The sequence below is a fragment of the Streptomyces sp. NPDC044061 genome, from assembly GCF_056434305.1.
In genome coordinates, this window is sequence record NZ_JBWKFL010000004.1 from 335,749 (window position 1) to 354,356 (window position 18,608).

Below are 18,608 nucleotides of genomic sequence, written 5' to 3' on the forward strand. Positions count from 1 at the left end.
GCGCATCGACAGAAAGGGTCGCAGGCATGGCAGTTGGACCCACCACTCGGCGGCGTCAATTGGGAGCCGACCTTCGTCGACTCCGGGAGCTGAAAGGGCTGACCCTGGAGGAGGCGGGGGCTCGCGTCGGGATCTCGAAGGCGACGCTCAGTCGCTACGAGACGAAGGAAGGGGCTGTGAAGTGGCCAGCCATCGACGCTCTTTGCCGCGAGTACGGTGCTCCGGATGAGGAACGTCTGGCGCTGGTCGAGCTAGCCAAGGGCGCCAAGATCCAGGGATGGTGGCGCTCCCTCGCGGACCCCATCCCCGAGTCCATGAACCTCATGCTCACGCTCGAAGACGAGGTTGTACGCGAGGACCACTACGCCTGCATGTATGTCCCTGGCCTACTTCAGACGCGCGCATATGCCGAAGTCGTCCACCGAGCCTCGGAAGTGCATTGCACGGAGCGTGAGGTCCAGCACATGGTCGACATCCGCATGAGGCGCCAGGAGTTGCTGGATCGCGAGCAACCACCGCATCTCTGGTGTGTGATCGACGAGGCAGCTCTCCGACGGCTGGTGGGCGGCCGAGAGGTCATGCGACAGCAACTGGACCATCTGCTCACCATCTCCGAGCGGCCGCATGTCACCCTCCAAGTGCTGCCGTTCGCCTGCGGCGCGCACGCGGCTACCGTCGGCAGCTTCGCTGTTCTGCGCGGGCAAGCTCCAGAGCTGGACGTGGTGTACGTAGACCTCATCGGTGGAGGCCTCTTCATGGAGAAGCCCCAGGAACTCGAACGTTATAGGTTGGCGTTCGAGTACCTAAGCGCCCAGGCGCTCGATTTCGAGTCCTCAGCCGAGCTCATCGACCGGATCAACAAGGAGCTTTGATGACAGCATCGTCACAACTGCGGTGGTTCAAGTCATCTTATAGCGGTGGCAGCGGAACGGAGTGCGTGGAGTGTGCGCATACCTCTGAAGGCATGCACATACGCGACTCGAAGCAGAACGGACCAACTATCGGACTCGGAGGCGAGGCTTGGGAGTTCTTCATTTGGGCGGTCGCCCATGGTGCAGGAAGCACCGAGACAAGAGACGGTGCATGAATCTCCATGTCGGGCTCGCCCACAGCCTCAGCGACTCGGCCTGCTCGTCGGCGACCGACGGGCCACAGAGAGGTCAGAACACAGAGCTGTCCACACTGGGCTAGCGAAGAATGCCAAGTAGCAAGGCTGGTGGAACTCCTTCGCAGACTCCATTCCCGAGAGCGTGAACCTGTTGCTCACCCCTGAGGACGAAGCAGTGCGCGAGAGCCACTTCTCCAGCGTCTACGTCCCTGGCCTCTTGCAGGCGCGCGCCTACAGCACAGCACTGCAGAAGGCCAACGAAGTACCTCTGGAGCATGCCGGGATCGAGCGCCTGGTCGATATCCGTATGAAGCGGCAGGAGATCCTCACCCGCCCGAAGCCACCGCGCCTGTTGGCCATCCTCGACGAGTCCGTGATCCGCCGCGTCGTCGGGTCACCTCAGATCATGAAGGAGCAGCTCGAGCAACTACTCGAAGTCAACGAGTAGCCCCACATCACGCTCCAAGTGCTGCCCTTCTCCAAGGGAGCCCATGCCGCCGCGCTGGGAAGCTTCGTCGTCCTCAAGGAGCGGGAGAAGCGGGCGGCTGCCGGGCAGGCAGAGCCATTCGAGGAAGAGGATCTCTACGACGATGTGCGCGCGTGACGATGCCTGCCGGGCATGCCCTCTCCCGCACCCCGCCGTCACGCCGGCGGCGGATCGCCTCTGACGTCCAGGCCGCCAGGTCGGCCGCGACCGCCAGAGGCCCGGTCCAGGTCAAGGTCCAGTCGTGGCCGTTCACCGGGGCTCTCGGTTGCCGGTGGACGGCAGCGTCAAATTCCGTCCAACGATCACGGGGCCTGCGTGTCGCTTATGTGTGTATTTACGGTCGCATGAGATTACTTCTTTCTGTTCGCTCGTACTTGAACAGGAGTAATCCGCATGGCATCACAGGCACCCACCCGCAGACCCCGCCCCAGCCTGCAGCGGCTGACCACGGTCACGCTCGCCCTCGGCACGCTCGGCACGCTCGGCGCGCTCGTCGCCGCGACGCCGGCGGGGGCCGCGGGCTCACCGCGCAGGGCCGATCACGGGTTCCGGGAGCGCGACCTGGTGTCCGACATCCCGGGCCGGGCGGAGAAGACCGACCCGAACCTGGTCAACCCCTGGGGTCTGGTCCGTACGCCCGCCGGCAACATCTTCGTCTCGGACAACGGCTCGAACCTGGCCACGAAGTACTCGGGCGCTCGGGACAACCAGCCGGTGAACATCCTCTCCCAGGTCGTGTCGATCCCCGAGGGCGGCGCCCCGACCGGGGTCGTACGCAACGACACCGACGCCTTCCGCTTCACCGACCCCGGGTCGGGGAAGTCCGGGGTCGCCCGCTACCTCTTCGCGGGGGAGGACGGTGACATCTTCGCCTTCAACAAGGACGTGAACCCGACGAGCGCCGTACGGGTGGCACACGAGAACAGTGACGGCGAGAACGCCATCTTCAAGGGCCTGGCGCTCGTGCCGGGCAAGAAGGAGTACGGAGAGGACTGCAACAAGGGGGGTAAGTGCCGCGAGCCGCGTCTGCTGATCGCGAACTTCCGTGACGCGCGCATCGACAGCTTCGACAAGAAGTTCCACCTCCTGCCGCCGGACAGCCGATTCCAGGACCCGAACATCCCGGGCGGCTTCGCACCGTTCGACGTCAAGCTGATCGGCGACCGGGTCTTCGTGACCTACGCCAAGCAGGACGCCGGCAAGGAGGACGACGTCGCCGGTCCCGGCAACGGCTTCATCGACGTGTTCAGCACCGAGGGCAAGCTGCTCAAGCGCTTCGCGAGCCACGGCGTGCTCAACTCGCCCTGGGGTCTGGAGACGGCGCCCGAGAAGTTCGGGAAGTTCTCCGGTGACCTGCTCGTCGGCAACTTCGGAGACGGCAGGATCAACGTCTTCGACCTGCGGACCGGCCACTTCGAGGGAACCCTTCGGGACCGCAACGGGCACCCGATCGTGATCCCGGGACTCTGGGGGCTCCAGCGCGGCACCGACAAGTCGGGCGGCCGGAACAGCGTCTGGTTCGCGGCGGGCATCAACGACGAGAACAACGGGCTCCTCGGCACTCTCCGCGCCGCGAAGTAGGACGAGAAGTAGGACGAGAAACAGAGCACGAACCAGGGCGAGGGGTAGGGCGAGGAGTACCGCGTCGCCGTACCTGCGGGTGCTCGGCCGGCGGATTCAGTCGTCGGCCGAGCACCCGCCCCCGGCCTACCGCCATCAGGGCCGCGTCGGGGCGGGTTAGGCTCTCGGCTGATCTTGGGACCGAGAGCGGACAAGCGGAAGCGGGGGTTGCGACATGGGCGGGACTGTCACTGCCGTCAGCAGTAACGGGGAGTACTCCTTCACCAAGCACAACCGGGAGAGCATCACGTTGCTCGCCGGGCTCGGGGTCGAAGGGGACGTGCACGCGGGGGTGACCGTCAAGCATCGGTCTCGGGTTGCTCAGGATCCGACTCAGCCCAATCTGCGGCAGGTCCACCTCATTCATGAGGAGCTGTTCGAGGAAGCAAGGGAGCACGGTTTCCGGGTCGGTGCCGGGGAGCTCGGCGAGAACATCACCACCCGCGGCATCGATCTGCTCGGACTGCCCACGGGAACGGTGCTGCGGATCGGGGACGAGGCCGTCGTCGAGGTGACCGGGCTGCGCAATCCCTGTGCTCAGATCGACAACTTCCAGCGCGGGCTGCTGAAGGAGGTCGTCGGGCGCGGCGAGGACGGGCGCGTCCGGTACAAGGCCGGTGTCATGGGTGTCGTGCGGGTGGGTGGCCTTGTGCGGCCCGGTGATGGGATCGCCGTAGAGCTGCCGGACGCGCCGCATCGGGCGCTTGAGCGGGTCTGAGGGAGGCGCCGGGTCCGAGGGAGGCACCCGGTCCGAGGAGGGCCGTCGCGGGGCCGGGGAAGAGCTCCAGTAGGTCTCGTGGCGGTGGGCGCCGCCGGGCGGTTGTGCGGCGCCCCGAGTCCGGAGGACTATGCCGGCGATGCCGTCGGTGCCAGGTCCGCTCGGCCGAACAGGAGGGCGTAACCGGGTGGGAGTTGGGTCAGGAGTCGGGTGGTCAGGGGGTCGCCGAGGCCGTCCGCCAGGACGCTGAGCACCGAGCTGACGTCCCAGCGGGCCGTCGCGGGCGTCGAGCCCTCGATGCGGGTCGCCACCGACTCGACGAACTCACGAGCCGTGAGGGGGACGGTCACGGGGATCTGGGATGCGACCAGCTTGCCGGCCTCCCGGGGGAGGGACTGAACCAGGGCCACTCGTTCGTCGCCGATGACGTGCGCGCCCAGAGCTGACAGGACGATACGGGTGATTCGTTCCGCCTCCGCCCTCGTCGGGTACTGGCCCGCCTCGCGCACCGCCTCCGTCAGCTCCGGCCAGCCGGCGTCCTCGGCCGCCTCGGGTATGCGAGGGCGCGGGGACGGGGTGGGGATCGTGGATCTCTGCTGCGGGGTCGTCACGGTCATCGCGCTGGCTCCTCCTCCGGGACGCTGCGGAACACCGGACGCCCGGTACCCCGTAATGCCTCGGACATGGGGTGGAGTTCGGCCAATGTGCGGCCGGGTGGGAAACCTGACAAGCCTGGACTCAGGTTCGGGGAGGGGTCCCGCCTGCGCGTTAGCCTCAGACCCGAGAAGAGACGCACAAGGAGGCAGTCATGGCCAGGGTTCCCAGCGCGGTGGTCGCCGCGACCGGGCTCGTCGGTGGTTACGGCGTCGCACGCTGGACCAAGAAGCGGCAGCTCGGCGGGGCCGTTCTGGCCGTCGCCGGTGCCGCCGCCGCTCAGCAGTGGCGCAAGCAGGCGGGCGGGAAGGCCGCCGGCGTGCTCACCGCCGCCTATGTAGCCGCGTTCGCCGGGTCCCACCCGCTGGCCAAGAAGGTCGGCGCCTGGCCCTCGGTCCTCGGTGTCGCCGGCGCGGTGGCCCTCGCCTCCTGGGCCGTCGCCGACCGGCACCAGGGCTGACCGGCCGACGGCGGGGCCGACAGCGCCCTACGACACCCCTACCGAGCCCCTCGCCCGGAACGCCCTCCGGTACGCCTGCGGGCTCGTCCCCACCACCCGGCGGAAACGCTCCCTGAAGGCCGTCGGGGAGCCGAAGCCCGCCTGGGCGGCGATCCGCTCCACCGGGTACGGCGTCGTCTCCAGCAGGTACTGCGCCCGCCGCACCCGCGCCCGGTGCAGCCACTGCAGCGGTGTCGTGCCGGTCTGTTCGCGGAAGCGGCGGTTGAGAGTACGGCTGCTCATGCGGGCCCGGGCCGCGATCTCCTCCAGGGTGAGGTCGCGCTCGCAGTGGTCCTCCAGCCAGGCCAGGAGGGGCTCCAGAGTCGCGCCGGCGGGCGCCGGGGGCAGATCGTGGACGATGAACTGGGCCTGCCCGCCCTCCCGTTCCAGCGGCATCACGGACATCCGGGCCGTGTGCGCGGCGACCGCCGAGCCGTGGTCCTTGCGGATCATGTGCAGACACATGTCCATGGCCGCGGCGGCGCCCGCCGAGGTGAGGAACTGGCCGTTGTCGACGTAGAGGACGTTCGGGTCGACGGTGATCCCGGGGTACATCTCCGCGAGGGCTCCGGCCGCGTGCCAGTGGGTCGTCGCCCGCAGGCCGTCCAGCAGGCCGGTGGCCGCGAGGACGAACGCGCCCACGCAGATCGACGCGACGCGCGTGCCCTTCGCCGCCGCCGCGCGCACCGCCTCCGCGACGCCCGGCGGCAGTGGCGCGGTCGGGTCGGCGACGCCCGGCAGGATGATCGTGTCCGCGTCCGTCAGCGCCTCCAGACCGTACGGCGCCCGGACCGTGAATGCCCCCGCGCTGACCTCACCCGCCGGGGAGCAGACCCGCACCCGGTAGGCGGGGCGGCCGTCCGGCAGCCGGGCCCAGCCGAAGGTGTCGATCGGGACGGACAGGTCGAACGGGATCACCTGGTCCAGCGCCAGGACGGCCACGGTGTGCATGGCAGGAATCTAGTCGTGCGACGGATTGACGCCAAGCCACGCAGCCTGGCTGGACTGCCCGAGACCCCTGTTGTGCGAGGAGAGACGGGCTGGCGGGAATCCGTCGAGTGGTGGCAATCACGCCACTTCTGCGGGAACCGCCGCCCGCATAGCGTCCCTGCGTGACCAAGTTCCTCCTCGCCGTCCACGTACTCGCCGCGATCGTCGCCATCGGGCCCGTCACCGTCGCCGCCAGCATGTTCCCGCCCGCCGCACGCAGGGTGCTGGCCGCCCCGGACGACACCCGGGCCGCGCAGACCCTGGGGCTGCTGCACCGGACGTGCCGCGTGTACGCGGTCGTCGGCGTCGTCGTCCCGGTGTTCGGGTTCGCCACCGCGAGCGACATGGGCGTGCTCGGCAGCGCCTGGCTGATCGTGTCCATCGCCCTGACCGCCCTCGCCGCGCTGGTGCTCGGCGCGCTGGTGCTGCCGGCCCAGACCGCGCTCGTGGAGGGCGGCGGCACGCGCGGGACGACCGTGCGGCTGGCCATGTTCACCGGGATGTTCAACCTGCTGTGGGCGGCCGTGACGATCCTGATGATCGTACGGCCGGGGTCGACGACCGGAGCCTGAGCCACCGTCATCGACCCCTGTACGCGGGTGCTTTACAGCTCCGCCTGCCCCGCACCCTTCAGCGCCGTCAGGTCGAAGACCTCACCCATCCTGGCGAAGCCCAGGTCGCTGGGGTGCAGGTGGTCGCCCGAGTCGTAGTCGGGGCGCAGGCGTCGGGGCTCGTACGGGTCCCTGAGGGCCCTGTCGAAGTCGACGACGGCGTCGTACACCCGGCCCGCCCGGATCTGGGCGTTGACCTGCTGACGCACCGCCTCCCGTGCCGGGGTCCAGCCGCGGTGGCCCCTGAACGGCATGAGGGTGGCGCCCACGACCTTCAGACCGCGGGCGTGGGCCTGGCGGACCAGGGTGCGCAGACCGTCGGCGATCCGGTTCGGGTCGGCCAGCTTCGGGTTGCGCAGGATGTCGTTGATGCCGAGGTCGACGACCACGACCTTGACGTCGGTCCGGGAGAGCACGTCCCGGCCGAACCGGCCGAGCCCGCTCTGGTTCTCGGCCGGGCGGCCGAGGCCGTCGGCGAGGACCTGGTTGCCGCTGATGCCCTCGTTGACGATGCCGTAGCGGGGCAGGGCGTCGCCGCTCTCGACGGCCGTGCGCAGGCGCCCGGCGAGGACGTCGGTCCACCGGCGGTTGGCGCCGACGGCGGAGGTTATGCCGTCGGTGATGGAGTCCCCGAAGACGACGACCGTGCCGGTGGCCTCGTTGCTGAGGACGTCAAGGGCCGTCAGATAGCGCCAGTACGCCGTCTGTTCGGTGTACGGCATGCCGGTCGCGTCCTCGGTGCGGTCGCCCTCGGCGACGTACGACACCTGCCGCGCGTGCGGGTGGTAGGTCACCGGGCCGGACGGGATGCGCGAGTAGGTGGTGACCAGGACGTCCGTGTCGTGCGGGATGCCGAGGCGGACGGCGTCGCTGAGCACCTGGCCGCCGGGCGGGATGACCACACTGGTGCCGCCGTTGAAGGTGAGGCGCCGCATCGTCTGCGCGTCGGCCGCCGCCGTGCCGTCGCCGGCCGCCAGGGCGAGCGAGGCGTGCGCGATGGTCAGCGCGGACTGGCCGTAGAGATTGGACAGCGTGATGCGGGCACTCGTCCCTCCGGTGCTCGCGTGCACGACGTTGCGCACGGAGCGCCCGGCCAGGCCGCCGGTCTCGGTGCCCGGCTCGCCGCCCACGGGCGCCGTGGACCAGGAGCCGACCCAGGTGCCGGTGGAGGCGGGAGCGACGGAGGAGTCGCGGTGCGGACGGTTGTCCGCGAAGGTGCTGCGGGGGGTGCCGTCGTCGGCGGCCACCGTGAGGTAAATGACGGCGGACAGAACCACGACCAGTGCGACGAGCGCACTCAGGACGGCATAACCATGACGCTTGGTCACGCTTTTGTTGTTCTCCTCGAGAGATGGGAGCCCAAGGCTCCGATCCGGAGAGTCCATGATGCGTCATGGGCTCGGGAGAGCTGACAGGGACCTGCCGCAAACCCCCGGTGAGACAGACGCCGGGAACTCCTGTTCCGTTCCGGGAGTCGGTCAGGAAGGGACAATTGTGTGCGGGATCACCGAACGGGTGGAGCTGATGGAACGTACGGAGACGGAAACACCGAGCCGGACGACGTCGTACCGGACCATGACCGCGTTCACCCCGGCCGACGAGGAACGCCGGCGCGGGGTGCGGCGCATGAAGCTGACGGCGACCGGCATGCTGCTGTTCGTGGCGGTCGTCTACGTGCTGGCCACCTGGGCCTCGCACGAGGGCGCGGGGCCATGGACGCGCTATGTGGCGGCGGCCGCCGAAGCCGGCATGGTCGGCGCGCTCGCCGACTGGTTCGCGGTCACCGCCCTCTTCCGGCACCCGCTCGGACTGCCCATCCCGCACACCGCGATCATCCCGACCAAGAAGGACCAGCTCGGCGTCTCCCTCGGCGAGTTCGTCGGCGAGAACTTCCTCTCCCAGGACGTCGTACGGCAGCGGCTGCGCTCCGTCGGCATCGGCAGCCGGCTCGGCGCCTGGCTGGCCGAACCGGAACACGCCGACCGCGTCACGGCCGAGCTGGCCACCGCCCTCAGAGGAGCCCTGACCGTCCTGCGCGACTCCGACGTGCAGGCGGTCGTCGGAGAGGCGATCACCCGGCGGGCCGACGCCCAGGAGATCGCGCCCGGCATCGGCAAGATGCTGGAGAAGGTCGTGGCCGACGGCGGGCACAAACGCGTGGTCGACCTGGTCGTCTCCCGCGCCCACGACTGGCTCGTGCTGCACCGCGGCGACGTGATGGTCGCCGTCGAGGGGGGCGCACCCGGCTGGACCCCGCGATTCGTGGACAAGAAGGTCGGCGAGCGCGTCTACAAGGAGCTGCTGCGCTTCTGCGCCGAGATACGGGACATGCCCTCCCACCCCGCCCGCGGCGCCCTCGACCGCTTCCTCACCGACTTCGCCTCCGACCTGCAGTCCGACACGGACACCCGCGCCCGGGTCGAGCGGCTCAAGGGCGAGGTGCTCGGCCGCGGCGAGGTACAGGACCTGATCGCCTCCGCCTGGACCGCCGTACGATCCATGATCGTCGCGGCCGCCGAGGACGAGCGCAGCGAGCTGCGGCTGCGCGTACGCGCCGCCCTGCTCTCCCTCGGGTCACGCATGGCGAGCGAGCCCAAGGTCCAGGAGAAGGTCGACAGCTGGGTCGAGGGCGCGGCCGTGCACGTCGTGACCACCTACCGCAAGGAGATCACCTCCCTGATCACCGACACGGTGGCCGGCTGGGACGCCGAGCACACCACCCGCAAGATCGAGGCCCACATCGGCCGAGACCTGCAGTTCATCCGGATCAACGGCACGGTCGTCGGCTCACTGGCCGGCCTGCTCATCTACGTCGTCTCGCACGGCCTCGGGGCCTAACCGCACCGGACCAGGGCACCCGTCTCCTCGTCCTCGACGAGGAGGGAGCCCATGAGCACAGCAGCCGAGACACCGTCGCCGAACGCCGGCCGGACCATCACCACCGACATCCCCGCCCGACTCGACCGTCTCCCCTGGTCCCGCTGGCACTGGACGATCGTGATCGGGCTGGGCACCGTGTGGATCCTCGACGGCCTCGAGGTCACCGTCGTCGGCAACATCGCCGGCCGCCTCTCCGAGCCCGGCAGCGGCCTGGCCATCTCCTCCGGCCAGGTCACCGGCACCGCCGCCGCGCTGTACGTGGCGGGCGCCTGCTTCGGCGCCCTGTTCTGGGGCCGGCTGACCGACCGCTTCGGCCGCAAGAACCTCTTCATGATCACCCTGGCCGTGTACCTCGCGGCCACCGCCCTGACCTCGATCTCCTTCGCACCCTGGTGGTTCTTCCTCTTCCGGTTCCTGACCGGATTCGGCATCGGCGGCGAGTACGCGGCGATCAACTCCGCGATCGACGAGCTGATCCCGGCCCAGTACCGCGGCCGGGTCGACCTGATCATCAACGGCAGCTTCTGGCTGGGCGCGGTCGGCGGCTCCCTGCTCTCCATCGTCGCGCTCAACACCGGCCTGCTGCCCGCGAACCTCGGCTGGCGCCTCACCTTCGCCCTCGGCGCCCTCCTCGCGCTGGTGATCCTGCTCGTACGACGCCACGTCCCCGAAAGCCCCCGCTGGCTGCTGATCCACGGCAGGGACCAGGAGGCGGAGGAGATCGTCTCCGGCATCGAACGGCGGATCGAGACGGAGAAGAGCGAGCCGCTCGCCGAACCGGAGGGCGAGCTGGAGATCCACCAGCGCAGGAGCATCACCTTCCTCGAGATCGCCCGCACGATCTTCGCCGACTACCGCAAGCGGGCCGTCCTCGGCTTCTCCCTCTTCATCGGCCAGGCGTTCCTCTACAACGCGATCACCTTCGGCTTCGGCGCGATCCTCACCAAGTTCTTCGACGTGCCCGCCGACCGCACCGGCTACTACTTCGCGGTCATCGCCGTCGGCAACTTCTGCGGCCCGCTGCTGCTCGGCAAGCTCTTCGACACCGTCGGCCGCAGGGTGATGATCTCCTCGACCTACCTCCTGTCGGGCCTGCTGCTGTTCGGCACCGCCTGGCTCTTCGACCGGGGCTCGCTGAGCGCGGGCACGCTGACCGCCTGCTGGTGCGCGGTCCTCTTCTTCGCCTCGGCCGGCGCCTCCAGCGCCTACCTGACCGTCTCGGAGATCTTCCCGATGGAGACCCGGGCCATGTCCATCGCCTTCTTCTACGCCCTCGGCACCGCCGCCGGCGGCATCAGCGGCCCGCTGCTGTTCGCCGACCTCACCAACACCGGCAAGGTCGGCGACACCGTCCTCGCCTTCCAGATCGGCGCGGCCCTGATGTGCGCGGCGGGCCTCGTCGCGGCGGCACTCGCGGTACGCGCCGAACGCCGCTCCCTGGAGGACGTCGCCCGCCCCCTGACGGCCGCCGCGAGCAAGGCGAAGGCGGCGACCAGGAGCGCCCGCGCATCGACCCCCGGCAGGCAGGGACCCACGGCACCACCGGCCGTCGGCAGGCCGTGAGGGGCGGAGTCCTCGGGGGCCGGGCCCGACAGGGATACTGGCCCCCATGACCCGCTTGATCCTCGCCACCCGTAACGCCGGAAAGATCACCGAGCTGAGGGCCATCCTCGCCGACGCAGGACTGCCGCACGAACTCGTCGGCACGGATGCCTACCCGGACGTCCCCGACGTCAAGGAGACGGGTGTGACGTTCGCGGAGAACGCCCTGCTGAAGGCCCACGCCCTCGCCCGGGCCACCGGTCTGCCCGCCGTCGCCGACGACTCCGGCCTCTGCGTCGACGTCCTCGGCGGCGCCCCCGGCATCTTCTCCGCCCGCTGGGCGGGCAAGCACGGCGACGACAAGGCCAACCTTGACCTGCTCCTCGCCCAGCTGTCCGACATCGCGGAGGAGCACCGGGCCGCCCACTTCGCCTGCGCCGCCGCCCTGGCCCTGCCGGACGGCACGGAGCGGGTGGTCGAGGGCCGACTGCTGGGCACCCTGCGGCACGCCCCGGCGGGCACGAACGGCTTCGGCTACGACCCGATCCTCCAGCCGGAGGGGCAGACGCGGACCTGCGCCGAGCTGAGCCCCGAGGAGAAGAACGCGATCAGCCACCGGGGGAAGGCGTTCCGGGCGCTGGTGCCGGTGGTGCGGGAGCTGCTGGGCTGACTGCGTGAAGGAACCCCGCACCTTTGAATCGCAGGTACGGGGTTCCTTTTGCCTGTGCGCCCGGTCGGATTCGAACCGACAAACACGACCACCTAAAGATCGCCGCTCGGCCGTTGGCGTACGGGCGCTCACACCGCGCCCTACTGTACTGGGCTACTCGCTGCGGCGCCGACCCCCTCTGCACCAGGTGCCTGTGACGGCGTGGCAGTTGGGGCACAGCAATCGCAGATTCTCCAGTCGGTCGTCGCTCCAGTCACCGTTGATGTGATCGACCTCCAGCGTCATCGGCTGCCCGAACCACTCGGAGCCGACCCCGCACTCGGCGCACCTCCCCGGTACGCCCGACTCCCGGAGCGCACGGCGCAGGAGATGGGTGCGCGTCCGACGTCGGCCATCATGCTTGACCAGCACGTCCTCGGGGCGCCTGGAAGAGTCCGCACGGGCCTTGCCTCGCTGGTGCGCTTGCCCCAGGAAGTGACCAGTAGAGATGCCCCCTTCAGCGGCCCACTGGCAGAGCAGCGCGCGCTGAGTACCTGTATCCGGGCGACCCAGGCGACGCAGCGTCTCTGCGATGGAGATCGACTCGGTAACCGCGACACGCAACTCCTCGAGCCCGGGACGGGCAACCCTGCCCGACTCGGAGAAGTGGGAGATGTCGATCCCGAAGTGCGCGAACCTCTGTGCGAGGTATCGACGCAACTTGCCGTACGGGCGAGTACCGAAGTAGACGATGACCTCGTCGAGGCCGGCGCACCGCTCGGCGGCTTCTTCCAACCGCTCACGCGTGTACTGAACGCCGTTGCTCATGCGGCGCCACCCTTGGCACGCCTTTTGCCCCGACCGCGGTAATTGTCCGTGACGGAGTGGCAGTTGGGGCAGAGGAACCGAACGTTCTCGATGCGGTTGTCGCGCCAGTTCCCGTCGATGTGATCGACCTCAAGAGGGAGCGGACGGCCTCGCCACACCGGCCCCGTGCCGCAGGAGGCACAACGCTCCGCGATGCCGGTGGAGGTCATGGCCCACTTCAGGCGGTCGCTCGGAATGCGCCGGGCGTGGCCGACCGACTGCTCGACGAGCAGGGCTTCCGGCGTTCGGGCGTTCCACGGCTTCCCCCGCTGTGTCGGCACGCGGAAGTGCGTGGTGTCGATCCCGTATGCCTTGATCCGCCGGCTGATGTGCGTGTGGTGACCGCCGACGACCTCCAGCCCGAGCCGCCGCAGCACCTCGCACACGTTCGTGGAGGCAGCCACAGCCTCTGCAAGGACCTCCCGGGTCCACCTCACCCCCTCCCGCTCGAAGTTCGACACATCCACTCCCAGCTTCCGCATCCGCCCGAGCACGTACCGCCGCGTCGAGCTCCTCGGATCCACCCCCAACCTCTCCAGCGCCTCCGACAACGTCCGTGCCCCACGAGCCGCCTCCTCCAGCCGCTCCTTGGTGTATGCACTGGCCCCCATCGAGTGCCCTCCGTTCCGGCTGCACGTTCGCAGTGCGTACGGATTAACGAACCGGTTGTCGGACAGTCACGCCCGGAAAGGGGAAGCGGCCCGCGCCGGAGTGTTCCGGTGCGGGCCGCTCGCCGTCGGAAGGGGACTCTCAGATGCCGAGGTCCTTGATGATCTTGGCTACGTGGCCCGTGGCGCGGACGTTGTACAGGGCCCGTTCGACCTTGCCCTCCTCGTCCACGATGATCGTGGAGCGGATGACGCCCATGTAGGTCTTGCCGTAGTTCTTCTTCTCGCCGTAGGCGGCGTAGGACTCGGTGACCTTCTTGTCGGGGTCGGCGAGCAGGGTGATCTTCAGGGACTCCTTCTCCCGGAACTTCGCCAGCTTCTCCGGGTTGTCCGGGGAGATGCCGATGACGTCGTAGCCGGCGCCCGCCAGGAGGGACAGGTTGTCCGTGAAGTCGCAGGCCTGCTTGGTGCAGCCTGGAGTGAGGGCGGCGGGGTAGAAGTAGACGATGACCTTGCGGCCCTTGTGGTCCGACAGGGAGACCTGGTTGCCGTCGGCGTCGGAGAGGGTGAAGGCGGGGGCCACGTCCCCCGGCTGGAGTCGCTCGCTCATCGGGCCAGCGTAACCGGGGGGCCTTGCGGCGCGGTGCGACCATGAGCTGACAGACTGTCCGGAACAGCATCAGGAGACTTCGGAGGCCGTACGGTGGCGGACACGTCGGACACCAGAACCCCGGCGCAGATCGAGGCGGACATCAAGACCCGCCGCGCAGTGCTGGCCGAGACGCTCGACGAGATCGGGGTGCGGGTGCATCCGAAGACGATCGTCGGGGACGCCAAGGCCAAGGTCGTCGCCAATATCGATCACACGGTGGGACGTGCGTACGTCCAGGTCAACCGCGTGGTGAGTGAGGTGCGGGCGCAGTTCGTGGACGAGGAGGGCGCGCCGCGGCTGGAGCGGGTCGTGCCTGTCGCGCTGGTGCTGGTCGGGGTCGTCGGGCTGGTCGCCTTCGGCTCGCGGCGGCGCAAGCGCTGACCGGGGTCGTACGGGCGGGTCACAGGCAGGTAGGTTCGAGGCGTGAGCGCCAACAGAAACAGCAACCCTCAGCACGACAAGCTGCCCATCCGGATGCTGCACGACCGGGTTCTCGTGCGTCAGGAGACCGGTGAGGGCGAGCGGCGGTCGGGCGGCGGCATCCTGATTCCCGCGACCGCGGCCGTCGGGCGGCGGCTGGCCTGGGCCGAGGTCGTCGCGGTCGGGCAGAACGTACGGACCGTGGAGCCGGGTGACCGGGTCCTGTTCGACCCGGAGGACCGGGCCGAGGTCGAGGTGCGGGGCGTGGCGTACGTGCTCATGCGGGAGCGGGATCTGCACGCGGTGGCAGCGGACCGGTTCGAGGGGACCGAGGACTCGACGGGCCTGTACCTCTGACACTTCTGGTTCCAGGGTCGAAAGGGGCTGGTGGCAGTGGTCACCAGCCCCTTTCGCGCGCTTTTGCTATGTTCGAAGGAGCCCGACGAGACGCGCCGTACCGGGATGCAGGCAAAGACGACGCACCGGAGAACAGGTTTTCGTCGTCTCGGAGGTGCTTTCTCGTGGCCTGGGTTCTGTTGATCGTGGCCGGTCTGCTCGAGGTGGGCTGGTCGATCGGGATGAAGTACACCGACGGGTTCAGCCGGGTCGTGCCCAGTGTGTTCACCGGTGCGGGGATCGTCGCCAGCATGGTGTTGCTGTCGTATGCCGCCAAGTCGCTGCCCATCGGTACCGCCTACGGCGTGTGGGTGGGCATCGGGGCGGCGGGGGCGGCGGTGCTCGGCATGGTGGTGCTGGGTGAGCCGGTCACCGCCGCCCGGATCTTCTTCGTGTGTCTGCTGCTGGTCGCCGTCGTGGGCCTGAAGGCGACCAGCGGTCACTGACCTGTTCCTAGGGTTGTCCTCCTGTGTCGGTGCCCGTGGTTCCGCCGGGTGTGCCGCCGCCGGTCGCCGTGTCACCGCCGGTGGTTCCGCCGGGTGTGCCGCCGCCGGTCGCCGTGTCACCGCCGGTGGTTCCGCCGCCGGTGTCGGCGCCCGTGGTGGTCGTGCCGCCACCGTCGGTGGTCGTACCGCCGTCCGTCGTGGTGCCGCCGTCGGTGGTGGTGCCGGTGGTGGTGCCGCCGTCGGTGGGGGTTCCGGTGGGCGTGCTGGTGCTGCCGCCGTTGTCCTGGCCGCCGTCGGTGGTGGTGCCGCCGTTGTCCTGGCCTCCGGTGCCGGGCTGGTCGGAGGGTTCGGTGCTCGGGGGCTGGATCACGTCGGCGCCCTGCTGGAGCTGGAGGTCGAAGTCGGTGACCGGCTTGCCCTTGAGCGCGTCGCGCGTGTACTGGGCCCAGATGTCGGTGGGCGGGCCGCCGCCGTTCATACGGGGCTGGCCGAGGGCGTAGTACAGCGACTTGTGCGCGGCCGTGACCGGGTCCTGGCCCATGACGGAGACCACGGTGGCGAGGTCGGGGGTGTAGCCCGCGAACCAGGCGGCGGTGTCCTCCTCGGCGGTGCCGGTCTTGCCGGCCGCGGGGCGGCCTGCGGCCTGGGCGGCGGTGGCGGTGCCGTTGTCGACCACGCTCTGCAGGACGGAGGTGGTGGTGTCGGCGGCCTCGCGGCTGACGGCCTGCTTGGTCTGCCGGTCGGGCAGCTCGACCTCCTGGGTGCTGTCCTTGGTGATCTTCTCGATCATGGTGTACGTGCCGTGCTTGCCGTGGTTGGCGAGCGTGGCGTACCCCTCCGCCATGTCGAGGACGCTGGCGGTGGCGGTGCCGAGGGCGATGGACGGGTAGGGCTGGAGGTCCTTGGTGCCGGCGGGGATGCCGAGGTCGACGGCGGTCTGCTTGACCTTGGCGGGGCCGACGTCGACGGCCATCTGAGCGTAGACGGAGTTGACCGAGAGGTCGGTGGCCTTGCGGACGGTGATGTCGCCGTACGACTTCTGGTCCTCGTTCGCGGGGGCGTAGGCGCCGCCGCTCCAGCCCTGTACGGGGCGCCTGTTGGTGCCGTCGTACGTGGTGTTCGGGGTGATGGTCTGGCCGTCCTGGGTGGTGGAGCTGTTCTGGACCGCCGAGGTGAACACGAAGGGCTTGAAGGTGGAGCCGACCTGGAAGTCGCCTCGGGTGGCGCCGTTGGTGTACTGCTTCACGTAGTCGATGCCGCCGTACAGGGCGACGACCTTGCCGGTCTTTGGGTCGACGGAGGCGCCGCCGGCGCGGACGTAGTTGTCGACCTTGCGGTTCTTCTTGTCCAGCTTGGACATCAGCTGGTCGTCGACGGCCTTGACGAAGGCGTTCTGCTTGTCCTTCTGGAACGTGGTGGTGATGCGGTAGCCGCCGCCCTCCAGCTGCTCCTTGGTGAGGATGTCGTTCTCGGTGAGGTAGTCCTTGACGGCCTCGACGAGGTAGCCGCGCTGGCCGGAGAGGCCGGTGGAGATGGTCTGCTCCTTCGGCATGGGGAACTTCAGGCGGGCGCGCTCGGACTGGCTGAGCCAGCCCTTGGTGACCATGCCGTCCAGGACGTAGTTCCAGCGGGCGACGGCTGAGGCCTTGTTCTCGGGGTGGGCCACGACGTCGTACTCGCTCGGCGCGTTGACGAGGGCGGCGAGGTAGGCGGCGCGGGCCGGGTCGAGGTCGGCGGCGTCCTTGCCGTAGTAGGCCTGGGCGGCGGACTGGATGCCGTAGGCGCTGCGGCCGAAGTAGCTGGTGTTGAGGTAGCCCTCGAGGATCTGGTTCTTGCTCTTGTTGCGGTCCAGCTTGATCGAGATGAAGAACTCCTTGGCCTTGCGGGTGACGGTCTGTTCCTGGGCCAGGTAGTAGTTCTTCACGTACTGCTGGGTGATGGTGGAGCCGGACTGCTTGCCCTTGCCGGTGGCCGTGTTCCAGCCGGCGCGGAGCATGGCCTTGGGGTCGACGGCGGACTCGGTGTAGAAGTCGCGGTCCTCGGCGGCCAGTACGGCGTGCTGAGCGGCCTTGGAGACCTGGGCGAGCGTGACGTTCTCGCGGTTGATCTGGCCGTCGCGGGCGAGCTGGGAGCCGTCGGCGTAGAGGTAGACGTTGCTCTGCTTGGTGGCGAGGGCGTTGGCGGGCGGGATGTTCACCATCGAGTAGCCGATGAAGAACAGGCCGATGATCAGCAGGATGCCGATCAGGAAGGTGCCGAGCACCATGCGCCAGGTGGGGATGAGCCGCCGCCATCCGGTCCGCTTGGGCCGCTTGGGCTTCTTGCCGTTGCCGCCGCCTCCGGAGGGGGTGAGGGCGGTGGGATCGGCGGGGTCGGTGCCGGGGGCGGTCCGGGAAGCGGAGCCGGTGCGGGGTGCGCGGGGCGCGGGAGCCGCGGGGCTCGCCGCCCCGGCGGCCTTGGACGTCGCCTGGGCGGCGGCGCCCGCGAGTCCGGCCCGTGCCGCCTCGGCCGCGGCTGCGGCACCGGCTCCGGCGCCGGCCGACTTGGCCGCGCCGACCGCGGCAGATGACCCGAAAGCCTGAGAAGTCCTGGATGTCGGGGTGGAAGGAGACGGCTTGGGGGCCTGCTCCGGCCGTGCCGGCTCACCCTGCCGGGGCGCGCTGACGCGCCGGAGTACCTGGGTGCTCTCGGGAGCCTGTTCGGTCCCGCCGTCCGCGTCTGGCCGCCCCGGGCCACCCGTCTTGCCGGACCCGTCTGCCGGAGAAGCCTTGATCCGCCGAAGCACCTGCGTACTCTCGGCCGACTGGGACGCCTCGGAGGCCTTGGCCCCACCGGAAGACTCGTGCCGGCGGGAGGCCTGGGTGGCGTCGGAACGCCGTGAGTCGCCGGAGCGCCGGGGCTCGCCGGGCTGCTGGGACTCGCCGGAGCGCTGGGATTCGCCGGACCGCCGACCCTGACCGGAACCCTGGGACGCACCGGGCCGCTGGGGCTCGCCCTTGCCGGAACCACCAGAAGCCTCGGCTCCCGTACGACCGGGGGCCGCCGCACTGCCGGACGCCCCCGTACCGCCGGAGGCTCCCGCACTGCCCGAGGCCCCCGAACCGCCGGAGGCCGCCGCACTACCCGAGGCCCCCGAACGACCGGAGGCCGCCGCACCACCGGACGCCCCCGTACCGCCGGAGGCCGCCGCACTACCCGAGGCCCCCGAACGACCGGAGGCCGCCGCACTACCCGAGGCCCCCGAACGACCGGAGGCCGCCGCACCACCGGACGCCCCCGTACCGCCGGAGGCCGCCGCACTACCCGAGGCCCCCGAACGACCGGAGGCCGCCGCACCGCCCGAGGCCCCCGTAGTGCCGGACGCCTCTCCCCTGGCCGGAGCCCCGGTCCCGAGGTTCGGTTCGGTCGAGCGGGGACCCGGAACGGGGCGGCCCGCGCGGGCCGCCTGGGCCGCGCGGCGT

At 69.8% G+C, this 18,608-nt stretch carries 19 protein-coding genes, 1 tRNA gene, 1 pseudogene and 1 riboswitch; of the genes and pseudogenes, 13 read left to right on the forward strand and 8 right to left on the reverse strand.

What is annotated here, in order from left to right:
• The first annotated feature begins 26 nt into the window (after positions 1-26).
• The 5 genes and pseudogenes from AC07CM_RS08730 (at position 27) to AC07CM_RS08750 (ending at position 3,933) form a co-directional block, all read left to right on the forward strand.
• Positions 27-872: a helix-turn-helix domain-containing protein gene (locus AC07CM_RS08730; RefSeq protein WP_478875612.1), complete on the forward strand. Its 846-nt coding sequence runs from the start codon at positions 27-29 to the stop codon at positions 870-872.
• On the forward strand, positions 872-1,087 hold the full coding sequence (locus AC07CM_RS08735; RefSeq protein ID WP_478875613.1) for a DUF397 domain-containing protein: 216 nt from the start codon (positions 872-874) through the stop codon (positions 1,085-1,087). The genes AC07CM_RS08730 and AC07CM_RS08735 overlap by 1 nt, the downstream gene beginning before the upstream one ends.
• Positions 1,088-1,160: 73 nt before the next feature.
• Positions 1,161-1,631: pseudogene (locus AC07CM_RS08740) on the forward strand (DUF5753 domain-containing protein); the annotation flags it as partial.
• A gap of 357 nt (positions 1,632-1,988) precedes the next feature.
• Positions 1,989-3,176 (forward strand): TIGR03118 family protein, encoded by a 1,188-nt coding sequence (locus tag AC07CM_RS08745; RefSeq protein WP_478875614.1) that lies wholly within the window; start codon positions 1,989-1,991, stop codon positions 3,174-3,176.
• 214 nt (positions 3,177-3,390) lie between these two features.
• The gene (locus AC07CM_RS08750; protein ID WP_478875615.1) at positions 3,391-3,933 is read left to right on the forward strand and encodes an MOSC domain-containing protein; all 543 of its coding nucleotides are present in this window, start codon (positions 3,391-3,393) and stop codon (positions 3,931-3,933) included.
• A 128-nt stretch (positions 3,934-4,061) separates the two neighbouring features.
• On the opposite strand, the gene AC07CM_RS08755 is transcribed toward AC07CM_RS08750, so the two are convergent.
• Positions 4,062-4,550, reverse strand: coding sequence for a DUF2267 domain-containing protein (locus AC07CM_RS08755; RefSeq protein ID WP_478875616.1), 489 nt, complete (start codon positions 4,548-4,550; stop codon positions 4,062-4,064).
• 191 nt (positions 4,551-4,741) lie between these two features.
• Between AC07CM_RS08755 and AC07CM_RS08760 the strand changes: the two genes are divergently transcribed.
• Complete coding sequence (locus tag AC07CM_RS08760; protein ID WP_478875617.1) at positions 4,742-5,047, forward strand: hypothetical protein; 306 nt, start codon at positions 4,742-4,744, stop codon at positions 5,045-5,047.
• 27 nt (positions 5,048-5,074) lie between these two features.
• On the opposite strand, the gene AC07CM_RS08765 is transcribed toward AC07CM_RS08760, so the two are convergent.
• The gene (locus tag AC07CM_RS08765; RefSeq protein ID WP_478875618.1) at positions 5,075-6,037 is read right to left on the reverse strand and encodes a GlxA family transcriptional regulator; all 963 of its coding nucleotides are present in this window, start codon (positions 6,035-6,037) and stop codon (positions 5,075-5,077) included.
• 161 nt (positions 6,038-6,198) lie between these two features.
• Between AC07CM_RS08765 and AC07CM_RS08770 the strand changes: the two genes are divergently transcribed.
• The gene (locus tag AC07CM_RS08770; RefSeq protein ID WP_478875619.1) at positions 6,199-6,648 is read left to right on the forward strand and encodes a hypothetical protein; all 450 of its coding nucleotides are present in this window, start codon (positions 6,199-6,201) and stop codon (positions 6,646-6,648) included.
• A gap of 32 nt (positions 6,649-6,680) precedes the next feature.
• On the opposite strand, the gene AC07CM_RS08775 is transcribed toward AC07CM_RS08770, so the two are convergent.
• Positions 6,681-8,015 (reverse strand): SGNH/GDSL hydrolase family protein, encoded by a 1,335-nt coding sequence (locus AC07CM_RS08775; protein ID WP_478875620.1) that lies wholly within the window; start codon positions 8,013-8,015, stop codon positions 6,681-6,683.
• 196 nt (positions 8,016-8,211) lie between these two features.
• Between AC07CM_RS08775 and AC07CM_RS08780 the strand changes: the two genes are divergently transcribed.
• The 3 genes from AC07CM_RS08780 to rdgB are packed head-to-tail and all read left to right on the forward strand — an operon-like array spanning position 8,212 to position 11,779.
• The gene (locus AC07CM_RS08780; RefSeq protein ID WP_478875621.1) at positions 8,212-9,525 is read left to right on the forward strand and encodes a DUF445 domain-containing protein; all 1,314 of its coding nucleotides are present in this window, start codon (positions 8,212-8,214) and stop codon (positions 9,523-9,525) included.
• A 51-nt stretch (positions 9,526-9,576) separates the two neighbouring features.
• Positions 9,577-11,130 (forward strand): MFS transporter, encoded by a 1,554-nt coding sequence (locus AC07CM_RS08785; protein WP_478875622.1) that lies wholly within the window; start codon positions 9,577-9,579, stop codon positions 11,128-11,130.
• Positions 11,131-11,176: 46 nt separating this feature from the next.
• Complete coding sequence (gene rdgB, locus AC07CM_RS08790; RefSeq protein WP_478875623.1) at positions 11,177-11,779, forward strand: RdgB/HAM1 family non-canonical purine NTP pyrophosphatase; 603 nt, start codon at positions 11,177-11,179, stop codon at positions 11,777-11,779.
• Positions 11,780-11,834: 55 nt separating this feature from the next.
• On the opposite strand, the gene AC07CM_RS08795 is transcribed toward rdgB, so the two are convergent.
• The 4 genes from AC07CM_RS08795 to bcp form a co-directional block, all read right to left on the reverse strand.
• Positions 11,835-11,907: transfer RNA gene (locus AC07CM_RS08795), tRNA-Leu, on the reverse strand.
• A gap of 25 nt (positions 11,908-11,932) precedes the next feature.
• The gene (locus AC07CM_RS08800) at positions 11,933-12,586 is read right to left on the reverse strand and encodes an HNH endonuclease (protein WP_478875624.1); all 654 of its coding nucleotides are present in this window, start codon (positions 12,584-12,586) and stop codon (positions 11,933-11,935) included.
• The gene (locus AC07CM_RS08805; RefSeq protein WP_478875625.1) at positions 12,583-13,236 is read right to left on the reverse strand and encodes an HNH endonuclease signature motif containing protein; all 654 of its coding nucleotides are present in this window, start codon (positions 13,234-13,236) and stop codon (positions 12,583-12,585) included. Before AC07CM_RS08805 ends, AC07CM_RS08800 begins: the two co-directional genes overlap by 4 nt.
• Before the next feature lie 139 nt (positions 13,237-13,375).
• The gene (bcp, locus tag AC07CM_RS08810) at positions 13,376-13,843 is read right to left on the reverse strand and encodes a thioredoxin-dependent thiol peroxidase (protein ID WP_478875626.1); all 468 of its coding nucleotides are present in this window, start codon (positions 13,841-13,843) and stop codon (positions 13,376-13,378) included.
• Between the two features lie 93 nt (positions 13,844-13,936).
• Here bcp and AC07CM_RS08815 point away from each other — a divergent pair, with 93 nt between their 5' ends.
• The 3 genes from AC07CM_RS08815 (at position 13,937) to AC07CM_RS08825 (ending at position 15,147) form a co-directional block, all read left to right on the forward strand.
• Positions 13,937-14,266, forward strand: a complete 330-nt coding sequence (locus AC07CM_RS08815; RefSeq protein WP_478875627.1) for a DUF3618 domain-containing protein — start codon at positions 13,937-13,939, stop codon at positions 14,264-14,266.
• Positions 14,267-14,359: 93 nt separating this feature from the next.
• Positions 14,360-14,662, forward strand: a complete 303-nt coding sequence (locus tag AC07CM_RS08820; protein ID WP_478875751.1) for a GroES family chaperonin — start codon at positions 14,360-14,362, stop codon at positions 14,660-14,662.
• Positions 14,663-14,718: 56 nt separating this feature from the next.
• A riboswitch (guanidine-III (ykkC-III) riboswitch) is annotated at positions 14,719-14,789 on the forward strand.
• Positions 14,790-14,826: 37 nt separating this feature from the next.
• A complete protein-coding gene (locus AC07CM_RS08825) occupies positions 14,827-15,147 on the forward strand; it encodes a DMT family transporter (protein WP_478875628.1) in 321 nt (106 codons plus the stop codon).
• 7 nt (positions 15,148-15,154) lie between these two features.
• Here AC07CM_RS08825 and AC07CM_RS08830 read toward each other — a convergent pair whose 3' ends face one another.
• The gene (locus AC07CM_RS08830; protein WP_478875629.1) at positions 15,155-17,932 is read right to left on the reverse strand and encodes a transglycosylase domain-containing protein; all 2,778 of its coding nucleotides are present in this window, start codon (positions 17,930-17,932) and stop codon (positions 15,155-15,157) included.
• Positions 17,933-18,608: the final 676 nt, after the last annotated feature.